This window comes from Photobacterium sp. MCCC 1A19761 (assembly GCF_037389125.1).
Taxonomy (GTDB): domain Bacteria; phylum Pseudomonadota; class Gammaproteobacteria; order Enterobacterales; family Vibrionaceae; genus Photobacterium.
This window is the reverse complement of sequence record NZ_JAZGTF010000013.1, coordinates 116,126-133,798: the sequence shown is the minus strand read 5'-3', so window position 1 is coordinate 133,798 and position 17,673 is coordinate 116,126. Positions and strand designations below refer to the sequence as shown.

Sequence of the window (17,673 nt, the reverse complement as noted above, 5' to 3'; positions counted from 1 at the left end):
CAATGACGCTCGTCATTGCCCTATGGTACAAATTACATCGGTCCTCTGCCTGAAAGGCTTAACTCAACTCCGGCACCGCGCACAGCAGTTCGGCACAAATCTCTGTCCGGTTGCGGCCATTGGCCTTGGCTTCATACAGGGCGTTATCTGCCTGCTTCATCACAACATTGATGTTGGCATCGCGCCCCGACCAATGCGCAATCCCTACAGAAATTGTAATCTGGCCGACAATCGGGATCTCGCAGAGCTCAACCACTTGCCTCAGACGTTCTGCGACTTCATAAGCCGTTTCCGGACTCGTGTCAGTCAGGAAAATCAAAAACTCCTCCCCACCGGAGCGACAAAGAATATCATCCCGCCGTGCTTGCTCTTGCATCAGACTTGCCACAATGGTGATCACTTCATCACCTACATCGTGGCCGTGGGAATCATTCACTTGTTTAAAGAAATCAATATCCAGTGCCAAAACCGAAAATGGCTGTTGTTTTTCACCCAATGCATCTAGAGCTTTAAGCATCCCGCGCCGGTTCAATAAGCCGGTCATCGAATCGGTATGGCTGTCGACATCCAGCTGGTTAATTTTACGGGACATCAAACCAAACCCCCGGGTGATCGCTGCCTTCAGGTGCGCCGCTTCAAAATACCAGGAGCTGATTTGCCGGATATGCTCGACCGTATCAGCCCGCTCCATGGAGCGCACCCCACTTGCCAGTTGCCACAGCGGCTTCGAAATGAAAATAGATGAAATCCAGATCCCCAGCAGCGTCACCAACCCGATCGGGATCGTCTTCACGAAGACATCGGCCATCTGTGCATCCAATTCCGACAACGTCGCGGCTTTTGGCCGCTGTGCCACAATCCCCCAACCGGTGCTTTCAACCGGGGCAAAACCGGCAGACATGTCGATCCCGAGATGATTTTTAATGTCCTTGGCCCCTTTTTCTCCGGTCAGCACGGTATTGATGGCCGCATTATCGGTAATCACCATGCCAATCCGTGCTTTCTCAGGATGATGGATCAGGGTTTTCGTCCGGTCGACCACATACAGATATGAGCCATCCTGGTAACTATGCTTACCCAAAATACTGGCAATGATGTTTTGCTTTTCCAGATAAATCGTCCCGGCAACATACCCCAGATACTCGCCCTGGGCGGAGAAAATGGGGTTTGAAATACTGATGAGGTAGTTCCCGGCCAGTGATATATAGGGATCAGTGACGATAGGGCGTTGGGCCTGCAATGGCTGTAACGAATTTTCAGACGAAAGTTGCGCCCCTTTGACTTCCAAAGTTTCCGGAGAGACCGCAACAATCACCCCTTGAGCGTTCACAATGTACACGGAGTTGAATGTTTGGGTTTGCCGGCGCAATCGATCGGCTTCAGACATCAGCACAGCATCATCACGCATGGCCTGGCTCAGGATGCCGGCGCTGTATTCCAACTGCTCTTGCGCGGCTTCAATAAAAATATCCGTAGTCTCTGCCATCTTCGCCGCATACACCTGATTTGCATTCAGCGTTTTTTCCAGCAGCAGATCACGTTGCACTTTATAGATGGAATATAAGGCGTTGCTCAGGGTGATCAGCACACTGGCGACGGTCAGCAGCAAAATCAGTTTACGCAGATCAACTTTCGGGTTCAGCAGTGAAGCCATTGAAATCCCTGTCATTCGTTCAAAAGTAAGTTATCAATGAAGTCGGCCAATCTAAAGCAGCGCAGAATGATATGCAAGCCGTGTATTATCAGTTTGAAATACTGCTCACTAATCTAATCACTTCACTCACATCCAATATTATCTCTGCAACTCAGTCTGAAAACAGGCCGGACCGCGCACGAACCTCTACAGCTCAAACGACAACGCTGGGCCAAACACCCCATCCAGTATCAGTCCATGCTGCCATCACATATAAATTTGACACTAATATCACGCATTAATGCCAGTTCCCCCCGCTTCGGCGACCAGTCATTTGTACATTTTTCAAGCGACAACTACTGATATAGAGGTAGGAAATAAAATACACAAGAAAAGAGGTAGGGAGATCATGAAATCATCTATATCACCCTACCCAATAACTGGAAAGTCACCTGGGTTCTCACCGACACCCAGGAAAATATCTGGGGCGTCAAAGTCTACGAGCGCAACCCGTCTGAGCAATACCTCTGGAGTGCGGCTTATACTGCTTCCCCCAATATCCAGGAGTGATGAAAAAACCGTGTCACACATGTGGCACGGCTTTCTGACTTCATCAACGAAATCAAACAGGGCGAGCAGGTTTCATGATTAGCTCGTTGACCATGCCAACTTAATTCCTAAACCTGCAAACATCATCCCTACAATTCGATCAAGCCACACACTGAACGTTTTACTTCGCCGCATACGGTGAGATAGTTTATCTGCCGCCAAGACATAAGCGGATTCAACCACTATTGCAACAGCAATGACGATTAAGCCTAAATAGAAGAGCTGAAGAGAAACAGGGCCCGCCCCATCACGAACAAACTGTGGCAGAAATGCCATAAAAAATATCGCAACTTTAGGGTTTAAAATATCAACAAGCACGCCTTGCTTAAATGCTTCAAATACATTTTCTGTTGACGAACTTGGCTCATAATTCAAATCGAATCCCGGCGACTTCAACGATTGATACGCAAGATATAATAGGTAGGCTGCGCCGATATATTTGACGATACTAAAAGCTAATGCTGACGAAACGAGAATCGCGGATAAACCAACCGAGGCCGCAAACACATGAAATAAGGCACCAGTGCAGACGCCAGCAGCAGATGCTAACCCCACCTTTTTTCCGCTACGAATTGTCTTGGTTAGAATAAATAAAAGATCGGGGCCGGGCGCAATATTGAGCGCAAATGCAGTGGTAAGAAATAACAGCCAAAAATTTAAGTCCGACATATTTTTATTCCTGAAAAAACCGTATCCCTAAGCTACATCGAAACCAATCCATGCACAACACCCACACAGGGCAAAATGAACTATGATGCATAATTCATCCGAGTCCATTCTAAAATCGTCTCAAAATAAATGAGCATTTCCCTTTCTCTGCATACACTGATGGAATGCATCCATGCTCGAACGCCGGAGGTATCTCATGAGCAATCAATCTTTGACCACCGAGTTACCCTGCGAACAACTTCCCTGTGGGGAGAGCATCAGTCAGTTGATCTTCCCCAAAGATAAAGATATCGGTGGGTTTATGGTCCGGCGTGCCTTGCCCAGCGTCCATCTCAAGAAAGTCGGCCCTTGGGTATTCTTCGATCACATGGGGCCGGCACAATTCGATACCGAGCACAGCTTAAACGTCAGACCGCACATTGGGATTGCCACAGTGACATACCTGTTCGAAGGCGAAATATTGCACCGGGACTCGCTGGGTACCGAACAAACCATTCAGCCCGGCGATATCAATTTGATGGTTGCCGGAAAGGGCATTGTGCATTCCGAGCATGAGCGGCCGGAAATGACCCGTCACCCCAGAACCGTGCATGCCCTGCAGCTCTGGCTCGCACTACCGGAGGCAATGGAAGATATCAAACCGGCCTTCTATCACTATCCGAATACCACGATACCGCTCCTGCTCCTGGATGGCGTCACGATACGAGTGATGATGGGAGAAGCTTTTGGAGTGCAGTCGCCGGTGAAATGTTTCTACGACACCCTGTATCTGGAAGCCGATATTCCGGCCGGACATACTTTCCCGCTCCCGGTCGCTGAAGAAAAAGCGCTCTATGTCGTTCAGGGGAATATCACCGTCGGGAACGAAGCAATCCCGGAGCATGCATTTGCCGTATTGCCGGGCGCCTCCCAATGTCCGGTTCAGGCCGTCACCGACGCCCGGGTTGCGCTGGTCGGCGGCGCCGCGATTTCCCGTCGCTTCATCGAATGGAATTTTGTCTCCAGCCAGAAAGATAAAATAGAACAGGCCAAGCGGGACTGGCAGGCCCGTCGATACCCGGTTGTCCCCGGCGACGAAGAAGAATTCATTCCGCTTCCCGGTTAAGCGATGCCCCCATCAAGACGAACTTGCCGAGAGGGTTATACACCCTCTCCGCTGATGATTTAAGTTAGATTGAAGGCTTAGCTTGTTAGCCTGAAAACTCAGCCCGCAACATCCCTACTTGGTGCTGACTGTAGACCTTGATCCCGTGAGCTTCCAGCAGGGCTGTCGTGACACCTTTCCCGGGAATCTTGCGGCCATTGAATTTGCCATCATAAATGGTGTTTCGACCGCAGGAAGGGCTGGATTCGGTTAACACGGCATAGCGAATGCCCTTCTGGCGGCATGTATCTAGCGCCAATTGAGCCCCGGCCATAAATGCCTGAGTGACTTCGGTGCCATCGTCCGCCATCACCTTGGCTTTCCCCAACATCACATCTTCGCCGACACCATGCAGAATTTCCGCTGGCGCTCGCGGGGTCGGCAGTCCGGCAGAGACCTCCGGACAGAACGAGACAATGTGCTGGGTGCGAAGCAACCACGCAAAGTCATCTCCCTCAGCCTTTAAGTCACTGCCGTTATAACGAACCTTACTCCCCAACAAGCAGGCGCTGACTAATATTTTTTCCACCCTTCCCACTTACTTCTCCAGTCTCGATCCGTTTTAGATAAATGTTCCATTCACCATGATTAGAATCTCGCGCGGATCTTCTCAACAAAGCGCTCCACTTGGTCGGTTGATGCTTTTTCACTTTGATACAGGGACAACATCTGAAACCGGCTCTGTTTGGCACACGCGCCAAGCAAAGCAATTTTCAGGACCCGCTTCACCGGCTGCCACAAGACAAAGCGATCAACCCACCACGGCGAGCCTAAGGTGGTGATCACTTTCACTTCCCGCAAATTCTCCAGCGCCGGGGTGATTGCTCCCAGATCAGACGCATGGTGATAGGCATGTCCCGGCGCCCAGACCCGGTCGAACCACCCCTTCAAAATGGCCGGGAAACCGAACCACCAGGTCGGGAAGATCAGGACTAAGGATTCAGCACTTTTCAGCTGATTGATTTCCTCCGCAAGCCGCTGCGCATCGAACTGCTCTTGATAGTAGCTTTGCCGTTCCTGAGGGGTTAACACCGGATCAAAAGCTTCCTGATAAAGGTCCTTCACCGTGACCGCGTAACCTTTATCGCTCAGATGTGCGATGGTTTGCTCCGAAAGATAACGACACAGACTTTTTTCCAGCGGGTGTGCCCGCACAACCAAACATTTCACCATCATTTCCTTTTCGATGATTGACGCCAAGATTCACGGCGTCACTATCCATAACGTCACTATCAATAACAATACGATTCATGACACGACTATTCATCATACAGCTATTCTTAACCCGGCTATCGGTGGCGATCTATCGATGACGACAAAGCCTTGCCAGATGGTAGACACTGGCGTATTCACCATTTTTGAAGGCATAGTCTTTGGATTCACCTTCAACCACGAATCCAAATTTTTCATACAACGCCATCGCCGGATGATTGTCCGTAAACACCGTGATTTCAATCCGCCGGACATTGAGCCAGTTGTCGGTCAGTTCCAGCATCGCGGCCAGCAAGGCGCTGCCAACGCCCTTGCCCTGATAGTCATCCCGTACACCGACCCCAAAGGTCCCTGCATGTCTGCGCCGGGGGTTTTGAAACAATTCGAACCCGAGGTTGCCCACCACCCAGCCCTCATACTCCGCCACAAAACTGTAAATATTGTCCGGGATGTTCTCCATCCGGGACGTCCAGCGTGATTGTGATGGATATGGCAACATCAAAGTTCCCGAATACGCCTCTGTCCCGGCGTAAATTTCTTGAATCGCCTGAGCATCTTTCGGCTCACTATGACGCACAGTGATCTCAGCCATGACTTCCCTTTACGTAAACGTCCTTCATTCTTCTTTGACACAGTCGCGTATGCGACGGCTCCATTGCTGCATCGCCAAAACGGCTACATGGCAACGGCTTCGATCTTATTGCCATCCAGATCGCGAACATAGGCCGCGTAATAGGTCGCTCCATATGCCGGACGCAAGCCCGGCTCACCTTCGCATTGCGCCCCCTGTGCGAGAGCAACGCGATAAAACGCATCAACAGCAGCTTGATCCGGCGCCTGAAAAGCAACATGAGCGCCATTCCCGGCCGATGCCTGATGGTCACAGGGACTCCCGACCCAAAACTCAAACTGCTCGCCATAGGCGGCTGCGACATTGTCGATCAAATGCGTCCGTTTGATCGATAAGGCACCCAGTACCGCGTCATAAAACTGAACTGCCGCACGAACATCGACGGTCCCGATTGATACATGATGAATCATCATCAACACTCCTTAAATCACGACTCTCAACAAGATCATTAACCGAAAACCACGCCGGCTTGTTTGTCACTAAATAACCACCCTCAGCATGAGCTGCGCTGTTTTACTGAGGCTGAGGCAGCGGTTTGCGCCGCCCGGACACATAAAGCGTCACAATCGTCGCTGCAGTCAGCAGGCCGCTGCCCATCAGCAGCACATCCACCGAGTAATACTCCACGACGATCGCTGACAACGCACGCGAGAGTGGAATCGCCCCGACGACCGAGAGCATCACCATCGACAAAGTCATGCCCAGAATATGTCGTTCCGTCGTCGTTTGAAGATGGGTGATCACCGTGACCCGGATACAGGCATCGGCAAAGCCGATCATCGCGACCACCATCAGGATCAGGTATTTTTGATAGAACAGCGACAGGGCAAACAACGACGCGGCAATGAGCAACTGGAAAAAGCAGACTTTGCTGACGATCTGCCATGTCAGTTTCATCCGGGCAATCAGTACATAGCCGAGGATCGCACCCACAGCCTGGACCGAGAACATCTGGCCGTAATTCGCCACCTCTGCAGCAAACCGCTCAACCACGATCAGCGGATACGCCACACTGGAAGGCCCCACAGCAAACACGCAGACCAGAAACAGCAGCAAAATGATGTTACGTACTTCATCATTCGCCCATACCGTTTTCACACTCTCGACAAATCCCGTTACCAGGACCGTTTGTTGATTGGCGATCGGCAGCTTTTGGATCAACCCAATGGCCAGCAATTGCATGAGCGCAGCCGCCACAATCGGGTAGAGGTACTGGGCCTGATGGCCGAGACCGGCAGTTTCCAAAAAGGCAATCGAGCCCGCCGCAGCCACCGGCGCAATGATCTGACAGAGCTGAATGGTGCTCATGATGAGGCTGTTCGCGGCACTGAGATGCTCTTTTTCAACGATGGAAGGCACAATACATTCCGTTGCCGGCGCAATCGCAGCACTGAACAAACTAAAGCCCAGAGCAAACAAGCACAGAACGTAAATATTGACCCAGTCATTGGCCAACAACACGGCAAAGCATGAAAACAAGACCACCAGCGCCATTCTCGCCCCGATCAATAGACGCTTTGCTCCCAGCTTATCGGCTAGCCGTCCACCGTAAATAATGGCCAATCCGCGCGGAAAACTCTCGATGGCCATGACCACGGCCACCGCACTCTTACCGCCGCCGGCAACACTCAACGCCATCCAGGGCATCATGATTAACATGAAGAAATCGGCAAAAGACGTCAGGGTGGTGGCACAGACATGCCTGCCAAATGCAGGATACGATTGAAGCAAACGAAAAGACATCGGGCTCTCTTTATACGGTTGGGATCACCAGCACTTAATACTGATGAATCAACAATATACAGAAACAACCTCAGAGAATGATCGCGTTTTTGTGCCATGGATAAAGAGTGTTAAGTCGCCCGAAATTATGATTGAAAACAGCGTAAATCATGATTTTCAAATTGACACATGCTCGGCATAAATCCCGCATTTAATCGATAAAGTTATCAATGAAAAGCACTGCCGGGTTAATCTCGGACTAATAAGGGTTTATGCCACCAAATACACATTCATCACAGCGCTAACGGGGCATCCGCGAAACAAACCATGGTTCCGCTCAGGGCATCTCCCTTCAGCGTGCATAACACCATGCCGGGTGTCGTTCCTTTCGCGGCAGCCACCTGCTCGCCATACTGGTCCCACACGCCGCTTCTGCCGCAAGCGCTCCAGCCGCCGGTTTCACAGCAGTGATTCGCTAACAGGACCGGAAACTGATGTTTGCGGGCAATGGAGGACAGGATCTGTGCGTCCGCGGCGTAACCGGCTTCAGAAATCAGTGCGCTGGCAAGGTACAGGTCGGCGCCGTTGGCTGCTGCATCTGCGGCATGTGCCGGGTTTGAAAAATCAGCGCAAATTGCCAGGGCAAGCGTATAGCCCTTGTGGACGATCGTGATATTTCGCTTTCCGGCAGCACAGAAGGTTTCTTCGCCTTGATGCAAATACTGTTTGGCGTAGTTCTGAACTGCGCCACAGGGCGAGCAAATGATCGCGCCGATATAAGGCCGCGACCCTTGGCGTTGTTCTTGAGGATAGCCATGATAATGCGCTTGATGATCACCGTGTGCAGCTAGCGGTCCGCCGGCGATCACCACAACCTGATGACGCATCGCAGCCTCAGATAAGTACTGAATGACCTCAGGGCGCGAATCTAGCGTCAATTCTCCGGCCAGGGACAGTTCATACCCGGTCAGCGACAACTCCGGAAACACCACCACATCCGCACCATGACGGGCAGAAACGGCGATAGCATCCAGATGCATATCCAGATTGGCTGAAACATCGCCTTTAGAAACCGGGGCCTGAACCAGGCTCACCGTCATGCTCTCGTCTCTCACGCTGTCTCCTTCGCGTTTGCTCATGCTCTTATGAATGGCTCTTATGAATGGCCTGATAAACCCTCAGAAAACAAAGCAGCCAGCGTTGCCTCCTCGACAGAACCGCTGGCCTCATTCCGGTTTAATCGTTGATCTTCGCAGTCAGCACATGATCTTCCCAGACGCCGGCAATGTTTAAATACCGCCGGGCATAGCCTTCGCGTTCAAAACCGAGTTTTTCCAGCACACGCCCGCTACGCTCGTTCCGCGGTATATAGTTGGCCATAATGCGGTTCAGGCCGACCTCCGTCAGCATGTAGTCGATCGTCGCGGACAGAACTTCCGTCATCACCCCCTGACCTTCATACTTTTTACTGATGGAGTAACCGAGAAAACACGCCTGAAATGGCATCGGCACCACACCGGTAAAGTTGCAGACGGCGATCACTTCCTGTCGGTCCGGCGTCAGTGCTACAAACCGGTATTCTTTGCCGCTTTCAAAATCTTCCGTCGCTTTCTGCAGCACATTGCGCCAGTTCTCCAGCGTCAGATAATCCTCGCCCCGGATTGGCTCCCACGGCGCTAAATGTGCTTGGTTTTCGACGTAATAGTCCAGCAAAAGGGAGGCGTCCTGCACCGGCAGGATCTCAATGATGGTTCGCTTGGTTTGAATCATGTCACTTCTTTACCATGTGATCTCGCCACGGCCTCCGCCGCTAGTGGCTATACCAACCCGTATCGCGAGTCAATTAAATGCATAAGCGCGCGATAGTAACATAAGTTTACAATTGATAAACAATGCCTGAAATGCGGCGCCCCATTTTCAGTTCATCCAACAGCCTTGCCCGAAGCCAAACCAAAGCGTCAACCGTCTTTGGTCTCTAGCGACGCCCCCAGATCACGGCTGATCGGTCAGATAAACATGCCAGTTTTGATCCAACTGCTGATAGTTCTCGATACAGAACTCTTTGCGCTCGGCGAGGTAATCATTCTCGACTTCATCTAACAATTTGGCGTATTGCTTCGGATCACTGCCGTAGACCAGACACAGGGTGGAAAAGTAGCGCTGCAAATCGAAGCTATGCTCATCAATATACTCACCGAAATCATAAAAATCGGTCCGGTCGTTCGACTCGTACGCAAACATATTAGCCGCGCTGATAGCGGCATCATCGCCACCGTCGACATAGCGGATCATCATCAAGGTTGCGAAGTTATCAACCGCGTCCTCTTCCTTGCCTAGCACCGGAATATTCTGATCGGCGACATATGCATGACCAGCTTCATGCAGCAAGGTATGCAATAGCGTATCCATCGCGCTCAATGTCGGCTGATTGCCCGATGTTTGCTGATCATCATTGTCCCGGAAGTACCGGATGGCTTCTAAGACGAAACCGTATGGGATGAACACCGTATGCACCTCGGGATCATACATCGGCCCATCCTCACCGCCGTATTTGACGGTCAGTGTCTGATCAAAAACAAAGTACGACTTTGACAGTGCCACCAGGGTGTCATTCACCTCGCTTTGCTCAATCAGCTGCCTAACCTGTGTTTCATCTTTTCCTTTCGGCGTCTGGTATGCCACAACAATGGACGGTTGCGCTGCAAGCGCGTTCCCACAGAGCAAACCCGCGAGGATCATCGACCCAAAGACCTTCATTTTTATTCCCTTGAAACATAAAAACGGCAGCATGCCACTCGAAGTCCATCCTGACAATAATGTGGTTCCAAAAGAAGACACAAGGGTGATCCCCACGCTCATTCCGTGTGATTTTCGTTCCTGAGAAGCACGCCTTACCACCTGACACTATAGTCATAGAAATCAATCGTCATAAAAATCAACAGCCATAGCAATCACATTCAGAGACGACACCATGAAAGCGTTGTTCCCGATTCTGCTGCTCACTCAGCTCCTGAGTATTCCGGTCCAGGCAGCGCCGCAACTGCAATATACCGAAAGTGTTCTCTCCCCCGGCGAAGGTCGGCTGGTCACCGTTGATGATTACTGGCTGCTTGCCTTCAGCCATACCTATCTCATCCGCTTATCGCCCCAAACGGTCCGTACCGGGCAGCAACTGACCATTGAAGTCCAGCGGGATGCACAGTGGCAACAAGAACCCTTTCAGGTCGAGGCGATCAGCATTCATCAGGATTTGTGCCGCCTGCATGCCCGCCATCCCAGTCAGGACGGCTACTTCCCGGGGGATACCATCTATCTCCAACCCTGCCGGATGAAATAGCTTCCCGCTTACTTCCTGTACAAATAGCTTCCGATAAAACTTGCTTCCGAAAAAATAAAAACGCCCCGGCACAGTGCCGGGGCGTTGTTTATTCGCCATCTCGAGATATGACTTCAGACCAGACCGGTCGACAGATGCACCACAATCACAGTAAACGCCGCCAATAATGGAATGGCCATCGTGACTACCGCAATATCCCCATAGCTCTGGCGATGCGTCAGTTTGCACACCGCCAGCAAGGTGATCACCGCGCCACAATGCGGCAGGGTATCGAGCCCACCGGCAGCCAGCAGAACCACCCGGTGCAAGACTTCCGGGTTGATGCCCGTGCTGAGAAAATCATTGCCCAGCAGTGCCAGCACCATCCCGGTCCCGCCGGACGAGGAGCCGATGATCCCGGCCAGACTCGTCGAGGTGATCGCCACTTTGAACAGGTCCGGAATATCAATCGCTGCAATCCCGGCTTTCACCACCACAAAAGCAGACAGCGCCGTGATCACCGCACCATAGCCCACTTCTGAGGCGGTATTGAAAATCGGTAGCAGCGAGCCGACCGAGCCGTCGAACACATGCTGATTCGGATCAAACAGGTAACGACGAAACGCCACCAGCATAAAGGCAATCGCAGTGCCCAGCGCCAGAATGACCGCCCAGGTGCCGTTAATGGTTGCCTCAACAGCCTGATAATTCGCCACCACATCCGGCATTTTGAAATAAACGTTGGTCAGCAGGAAGTTAATCACAAACACCAGCAGGATTGGCGTCAGCGCCATCAGGACGCTTGGGGCCGGTGTATCTGCCGATTCATGCTGATTCTGATCTTTATCCTCACCGTAGCCTTCACCTGCGGCCATCGCTTTTTGGGCGCGATATTTAATCCACAAAATCCCCAGTGACAGCATCATGACCGCTGCCAGCAACCCAAGGAGCGGCGCGGCATAAATGGTGGTGCCGAACGGGATAGTCGGCATGGTATTGAGATACTGCGGTGTACCCGGCAACGCCGTCATAGTAAAGGTAAAGGCACCCAAAGTGATGGCCGCCGGCAGCAGGCGTTTCGGGATCCCCGCTGCGCGGAACGTCTCCGCCCCAATCGGATACATGGCAAAGACCACCACAAACAGCGATACCCCGCCGTAAGTCAGCAAAGCTGTCGCCAGCACCACCGACAAAATGGCATGCCGGGGTCCCAGGTTGCGGATAATAAAGGCCGACAACGTGCGGGCGGCCCCCGACGCGCCCATCAGCTTGCCGAAAATCGCCCCGGCAATGAACACCGGGAAGTACAGTTTGATGTAGTTCGCGGCGGCCGGCATGAACACGTTCGACAACGCATACAGAAAGGGAAAGTCACTGGTCAGCAATGCAGCGGCCATCGCCAGGATCGGCGCCAGCACCAGTACGGAGACCCCACGATAGGCAAAATACATCAGGCCAATGAGGGTCAGGAGTATAACGGCAACATCCATATTCAGTTTCTCCGATTGAAGCGATCAATGTAACAGGTTGTTAACATGCTAGACCGCATCGCGGCGAATGAAAACACCGCTCTTTGCCGCGATCTACGGCACCCCGACAAAATGAGACCCGGCTCATATTCCGGTGGCTTAAATGAAGGATTCATGACGGAACAATGACCAACCAAACACTTTATTTTCAATAACTTAAATAAGAACACCCATCCTCGAATGGCAAATATGAAAAAGACAATTTCATCAGTGATATTCAACCAACCCGGCAGGCTTCATACACTTTCGGACATCAACACACGACCAAGGAAAATGTCATGCCAGTCACCCAACTTACCGCAGAGGAAGCGGCAGCCTGGATCCAGGACGGCCAATCCCTGATGCTGGGCGGTTTTATCGGCTCGGTTGTCCCGGAATCGGTGATCCGCGCCCTCGGCCAGCGCTTTGCGCGCGAATCCGGCCCACAGGATCTGACGCTGATTTTTGCCGCCGGGCAGGGAGACGGCACAGGCCGCGCAGCCAACCACCTGGCGCAACCCGGCATGGTCAAACGGGTAATCGGCGGGCACTGGGGTCTGGTTCCGGCCCTGCAACACATGGCGCTGGCCAATGAAATCGAGGCGTATAACCTGCCGCAAGGCGTGATCTCCCATCTGTTGCGGGATACGGCAGCCGGTAAACCGGGCACCCTGACCACCACCGGTCTGGGGACCTTCGTCGACCCGCGCCTGGAAGGCGGCAAAATCAATGCAATGACCCGGGAAGATCTGGTTCAGGTCCTTGAGCTGGACGGTGAAGAATACCTGCTCTATCGCCGACTGCCGGTGGATGTGGCCATATTACGGGGAACGACCGCCGATACAGACGGCAACATCACCATGGAAGAAGAGTGTCTGGTCGTCGAAAGTCTCGCTGCGGCTCAGGCGGCACGAAATCAGAGCGGCAAGATCATCGTCCAGGTCAAGCGGGTCGTTCCCGCCGGAAGCCTGTCGCCCCACGAGATTAAAATTCCCGGGATCTTTGTCGATGCGGTGGTAATCTGCAACGATCTCTCCGAACACATGCAAACGTTCGCGACGCCATTCAACCCGGATTTTGTCACCAGCCGCCCCGCTTCGACTCCCCTGCCCCGGCAGAACCCAGCCCGGTCCCAGCTGGATGCCAAGACTCTGATCGCCCGACGAGCGGTGCTGGAGCTGACCCCGGGCGCGGTGCTGAATCTGGGCATCGGCGTCCCGGAGTATATCGCGACCGTTGCCGGACAAACCGGGATTCTGGACAGCCTGACGCTGACGGTGGAGCCCGGGGCTATCGGCGGCTTGCCGGCCAGCGGGCTGGATTTCGGCGCCAGTTGCCACCCCGAAGCCATTATTACGCAGGATCAGATGTTTGACTTTTACGACGGCGGCGGCATTGATCAGGCTTTTCTCGGCCTGGCACAGTGCGGCCGCAGCGGTGATATCAATGTCTCCCGCTTCGGAACCCGACTGCCCGGCTGCGGCGGTTTTATCAATATCAGCCAGCATGCCAAGTCGCTGTATTTCTGCGGCACGTTTACCGCCGACGGATTGGACATTGCGGTGAAAGACGGTCAAATCGAGATTTTCCGGGAAGGCCGCCTGCAAAAATTTGTCCGCCGGGCCGAGCAAATTACCTTTTCCGCCGCCCGCGCCGTCGCTACCGGGCAACCCGTCCGATACATCACCGAGCGGGCTGTGTTTCGTCTGGATGCCCAAGGATTGGTGCTGGAAGAAATCGCGCCCGGCATAGATTTGGAACGGGACATTCTGGCCCAAATGGCATTTCATCCCTTGATTGACCCGGATCTCAAACTCATGCCTGCATGCCTCTTCGCCCCGGTGTTCGCACCTTCGGACAGTCATGACTGACAGCGGAGTGTGAGGCCAGTTGCAAGAACCCGGCGAATCGGTTGGTGGATCCTCTCCTGACGGGCATCATTGCTCAGGAGACAGGTTCAGGAACAAGGCGACAAGGAATTGTTATGTCACTGCCACCCGCCGGGATCCATCCCCGCCAACAGCAACTCGATAAAATCGTATTTTTCTGCTCGGTGCTCCAGCATGGCTCCTTTCGGGAAGCCGCTGAGGCCTGGGGAATTTCTGCCGCAGCCGCCAGCCGCTGGGTGAAGGAGCTGGAAACCCTGATGGCCGTGGAGCTGATCAAACGCAGTACCCGCCAACTGGTGCCGACCGATGCCGGGGAAGTGCTCTATCGGCGATTCTCGTCATTATTACCGGAAATCGACACCATTTGCGCCGAAGTGGAAAGCATGGCCGACGAACAGCGCGGGGTGATCAGCATCTCCTCGACCCCCTTGTTTGCCGCCTACTTCCTGCGTGAGATCATCACTGAATACATGGAAATGCATCCTCAGGTGAACTTCCGGCTGTTCATTGAAGCGGGTGAAGTTGATCCGCTCCATGTCGATTTCATTATTCGCGCCAAAGCCACCAACCGGGAAACCGAAGAAAAGGACAGCCTGCTGATCCGCCGCCTGCTGCTGAGCGAGCCCCTGTTCGCCTGCGCTGCGCCCAGTTATCTGGCCCGGTGCGGCATTCCGACCGAGCCAGAAGCCCTGCGCGAGCACCGCTGCCTCTATGCCAGTTCGTTAGTCGGCGGCAATCGCTGGTACTTCTGTCTCGACGGGGTCAACCGGGCGGTCACCATCAGCGATGCCCTGGAGTGTGACAACAGCGAAATCTTGCGAGATATGGCGATTCGGGGGGCTGGTGTGGCCTACCTGCCGCACTCCGTGGTGCGCGAAGCGCTGGCCGATGGTCGACTCAAAGTGCTGCTCACCGACTTTGTCGCCAGCCAGTTCGACATCAACCTCTACTTCCGCCCCCGCCACCCGATGCCGGCCCGTTGCCAAGCGTTCAAGGATTATCTGTTGCGACGGACCGAAGACATTGTTCGCCAGCGAAAAAATGGAAGCTGAAAACAATAAAAATCTGGCCCCCAAAACACAAAAGCCGCTGTCCCGCAGCGGCTTTTACATGATACAGGGGTTGATGATACAGCGGTTGACGATATACCCGTCGACCGGTTATTTATCGGCGCGGCGCCGGGGAAGCATACCTTGCAGATAAGGCTTATGGGTCACTTTGGTCATCAATACCACAGCTCCGACATGCAGGGTCACGGCGATCATGGTCAGATTGGCTAGAAACTCATGGATTTCTTCCATCAGATCTTTGTTACCGAACACTTTCTCTTCCATCGACCAGCCCGATAACGCCGTCAAAATGATCAGAGACCACATCACCCAGATCATCACAGCGCCCGCCGGGTTATGGCCGACATGATCATCGCGTTTTTCTCTGAACACTTCCCGGATATGCGCGATGGCCTTCGGCACCGAAGGCTTGAACGCACTCAACCGGGCATGAGAAGCTGTCATCATGCCCCATACCAGACGAACTCCAATCGCCACCAGGATCAGGTAACCCGCCCATTCATGCAGCTCGCTGCCTTCTTCCAACAAGAAAAAGTTACTCAAGAACAACACTGCGACCGTCCAATGGGTCAACCGCACGACCTTATCCCACACATATACGCTAGCCATAACTTTCCTCTATGATAATTCTGCTGATTGAGTACAAGGACTTTCAACGCAAGCGCGACACGAACCCGTGCAACCGGCGTACGGCTTCTCACGTTGAATCGCACAAAATCGCTTCCCTGTTATGTAGTCCATGCGCAGCGAGCCCCCAAGCAAAACCGGCCTGCTGAAGCTCCCTGCTTTTCCCGCTATCACACCGCTCGGCCTGACAGGGGTCATCAGTAAAATCATAGGCGCCGGAGCTTAAGGAATACTTAAGAAATACAACCGGCAACGGAAAATCTAACCCTCAGTGCCAGCAGCTTCGATGGGCCAACAAAAAAGCCTCCCGGTCGGGAGGCTGTTCATCTCAGCAAGTCGGGTTGTCAGACTTAAGCTTGAACTTGATATTCAAACGCCGGTACGGTGACTTCAACACGGCGGTTTTGCTGGCGGCCTTCAGGCGTTTCATTTGAGGCAACTGGGTTGTTTTCACCTTCGCCACGCGCCTCGATGCGTGTTGCCTTAATTCCTTTATTGATCAGCGCTTCGGCAACCGAACCGGCACGTTTTTCAGAAATTTTCTGATTGTACGATGCCGCACCAGAAGCATCCGTGTAACCGACGACTTCCACTTTGGCTTGCGGGTACTCATTCAAAAACGCCACCAGCTCATCGAGCTTTGACGCACTTTCCGGCGTCAGCTCGGTACTGTTCAGGGCAAAGCTGCCAGTGCCCAGGGTTTGTGTTTGATAGGTTTTGGTGACGATTACAGGCTCAACGACAGCTTCCTTTTCAACCGGCGCGGCAGGTACAACCGGTGCAGGCTCTTCCTGAACAACCGGCTCAACTTCTGCGACTGGAGCTTCTGCGACAGGGGCTTCATAGGCCACTGGCTCTTCGTAAACCACAGGCTCAGTCTTGACCACCGACTTACTGTTGCCACCGAACGTATAAGCCAGACCCAGCGTCGCAGAGTGGCCAGTCGCACGGACCAGATCGTTGCTGGCGTCGGAAATGTTCTGGTATTCAGCACGCAACGTCACATTCTGGCTCATGCTGTATTCAACGCCGGCTGCGCCCAGGTAAGAAAAATCATCCTGGCTGCCGTACTTGACATATGCAGCGCCCAATTTACCGTATAGCGCCAGATCGTTCGTCAGAGGCAGGCTCAGCTTCGGTGCCAGGGTGATCGCTTCCACATGATCGTTAAACGTGGTGCTCTTGTAATTACCCAGATAGTCGTAACCCGCTTCAACAGACAAGTTTTCTGACAGGTTGTAGCCGGCAAACACACCATATGTTGTGTCGTCTTTATCGCATTGGGTACCGGCCTGGCACGCGTCTTCCAGCCAGGTCTTACCGGCTTTACCACCGACGTAAATTTCTGCGTGTGCTGTTGATGCCATCAGTAAAGTGGCTGAAATTACCGCTGCTAATTTTGTCATTCTTCTTAGTCCTGTTTTGTGATAATTGAGCTATCTCTTATTTTTATCCATACTTTCAACGGCTTTCTTCCGCTGAATGAAACTGTCCGTGAGCAGGTGCAAGATAACCATGATCTCACCCTGATTTGTCAGACGAATGACAATGAAACGTCATTTTATTGCAAAACCTCTCAAAAATTCTCAGAGTAAAGAACTGATTCCAATATGAATTTAATCAGGTCACCTAGATGGCGCGGG

Annotated in this window: 17 protein-coding genes; 4 read left to right on the top strand and 13 right to left on the bottom strand. The window is 52.8% G+C overall.

The window, feature by feature from the left end:
- Positions 1 to 58 precede the first annotated feature (58 nt).
- Both VV869_RS14495 and VV869_RS14490 read right to left on the bottom strand, forming a co-directional pair.
- Positions 59 to 1,654 carry a sensor domain-containing diguanylate cyclase gene (locus VV869_RS14495; protein ID WP_443147321.1) on the bottom strand — a complete coding sequence of 532 codons (1,596 nt, stop codon included), beginning with the start codon at positions 1,652 to 1,654 and terminating at the stop codon, positions 59 to 61.
- A gap of 627 nt (positions 1,655 to 2,281) precedes the next feature.
- On the bottom strand, positions 2,282 to 2,911 hold the full coding sequence (locus VV869_RS14490; RefSeq protein ID WP_337735627.1) for a LysE family translocator: 630 nt from the start codon (positions 2,909 to 2,911) through the stop codon (positions 2,282 to 2,284).
- A 196-nt stretch (positions 2,912 to 3,107) separates the two neighbouring features.
- On the opposite strand from VV869_RS14490, the gene VV869_RS14485 reads away from it, so the two are divergent.
- On the top strand, positions 3,108 to 4,016 hold the full coding sequence (locus VV869_RS14485) for a pirin family protein (protein WP_337735626.1): 909 nt from the start codon (positions 3,108 to 3,110) through the stop codon (positions 4,014 to 4,016).
- Positions 4,017 to 4,101: 85 nt separating this feature from the next.
- Here the strand turns inward: VV869_RS14485 and VV869_RS14480 are convergent, their stop codons facing one another.
- From VV869_RS14480 to VV869_RS14445, 8 genes are all read right to left on the bottom strand, one after another.
- Positions 4,102 to 4,584 carry a DUF523 domain-containing protein gene (locus VV869_RS14480; protein WP_337735625.1) on the bottom strand — a complete coding sequence of 161 codons (483 nt, stop codon included), beginning with the start codon at positions 4,582 to 4,584 and terminating at the stop codon, positions 4,102 to 4,104.
- Positions 4,585 to 4,643: 59 nt separating this feature from the next.
- Positions 4,644 to 5,231 (bottom strand): NAD(P)H-dependent oxidoreductase, encoded by a 588-nt coding sequence (locus VV869_RS14475; protein ID WP_337735624.1) that lies wholly within the window; start codon positions 5,229 to 5,231, stop codon positions 4,644 to 4,646.
- A gap of 127 nt (positions 5,232 to 5,358) precedes the next feature.
- Complete coding sequence (locus VV869_RS14470; protein ID WP_337735623.1) at positions 5,359 to 5,859, bottom strand: GNAT family N-acetyltransferase; 501 nt, start codon at positions 5,857 to 5,859, stop codon at positions 5,359 to 5,361.
- Between the two features lie 83 nt (positions 5,860 to 5,942).
- A complete protein-coding gene (locus tag VV869_RS14465; RefSeq protein ID WP_337735622.1) occupies positions 5,943 to 6,311 on the bottom strand; it encodes a VOC family protein in 369 nt (122 codons plus the stop codon).
- A gap of 100 nt (positions 6,312 to 6,411) precedes the next feature.
- Positions 6,412 to 7,641: an MFS transporter gene (locus VV869_RS14460; RefSeq protein ID WP_337735621.1), complete on the bottom strand. Its 1,230-nt coding sequence runs from the start codon at positions 7,639 to 7,641 to the stop codon at positions 6,412 to 6,414.
- Between the two features lie 272 nt (positions 7,642 to 7,913).
- Positions 7,914 to 8,735, bottom strand: coding sequence for a carbon-nitrogen hydrolase family protein (locus VV869_RS14455; RefSeq protein ID WP_337735620.1), 822 nt, complete (start codon positions 8,733 to 8,735; stop codon positions 7,914 to 7,916).
- Between the two features lie 121 nt (positions 8,736 to 8,856).
- A complete protein-coding gene (rimJ, locus tag VV869_RS14450; RefSeq protein WP_337735619.1) occupies positions 8,857 to 9,390 on the bottom strand; it encodes a ribosomal protein S5-alanine N-acetyltransferase in 534 nt (177 codons plus the stop codon).
- Between the two features lie 222 nt (positions 9,391 to 9,612).
- Positions 9,613 to 10,377 (bottom strand): DUF4344 domain-containing metallopeptidase, encoded by a 765-nt coding sequence (locus VV869_RS14445; protein WP_337735618.1) that lies wholly within the window; start codon positions 10,375 to 10,377, stop codon positions 9,613 to 9,615.
- Positions 10,378 to 10,591: 214 nt separating this feature from the next.
- Between VV869_RS14445 and VV869_RS14440 the strand changes: the two genes are divergently transcribed.
- Entirely contained in the window at positions 10,592 to 10,957 is a 366-nt protein-coding gene (locus VV869_RS14440) for a hypothetical protein (protein ID WP_337735617.1), read from the top strand.
- 113 nt (positions 10,958 to 11,070) lie between these two features.
- Here VV869_RS14440 and VV869_RS14435 read toward each other — a convergent pair whose 3' ends face one another.
- The gene (locus tag VV869_RS14435) at positions 11,071 to 12,426 is read right to left on the bottom strand and encodes a GntP family permease (RefSeq protein ID WP_337735616.1); all 1,356 of its coding nucleotides are present in this window, start codon (positions 12,424 to 12,426) and stop codon (positions 11,071 to 11,073) included.
- Positions 12,427 to 12,743: 317 nt separating this feature from the next.
- On the opposite strand from VV869_RS14435, the gene VV869_RS14430 reads away from it, so the two are divergent.
- Both VV869_RS14430 and VV869_RS14425 read left to right on the top strand, forming a co-directional pair.
- Complete coding sequence (locus VV869_RS14430; RefSeq protein WP_337735615.1) at positions 12,744 to 14,315, top strand: acyl CoA:acetate/3-ketoacid CoA transferase; 1,572 nt, start codon at positions 12,744 to 12,746, stop codon at positions 14,313 to 14,315.
- A 113-nt stretch (positions 14,316 to 14,428) separates the two neighbouring features.
- Complete coding sequence (locus tag VV869_RS14425; protein WP_337735614.1) at positions 14,429 to 15,385, top strand: LysR family transcriptional regulator; 957 nt, start codon at positions 14,429 to 14,431, stop codon at positions 15,383 to 15,385.
- Between the two features lie 108 nt (positions 15,386 to 15,493).
- On the opposite strand, the gene VV869_RS14420 is transcribed toward VV869_RS14425, so the two are convergent.
- Together VV869_RS14420 and VV869_RS14415 are read right to left on the bottom strand one after the other, a co-directional pair.
- On the bottom strand, positions 15,494 to 16,012 hold the full coding sequence (locus VV869_RS14420; RefSeq protein WP_337735613.1) for a cytochrome b/b6 domain-containing protein: 519 nt from the start codon (positions 16,010 to 16,012) through the stop codon (positions 15,494 to 15,496).
- Between the two features lie 368 nt (positions 16,013 to 16,380).
- On the bottom strand, positions 16,381 to 17,436 hold the full coding sequence (locus tag VV869_RS14415; RefSeq protein ID WP_337735612.1) for an OmpA family protein: 1,056 nt from the start codon (positions 17,434 to 17,436) through the stop codon (positions 16,381 to 16,383).
- Positions 17,437 to 17,673 lie beyond the last annotated feature (237 nt).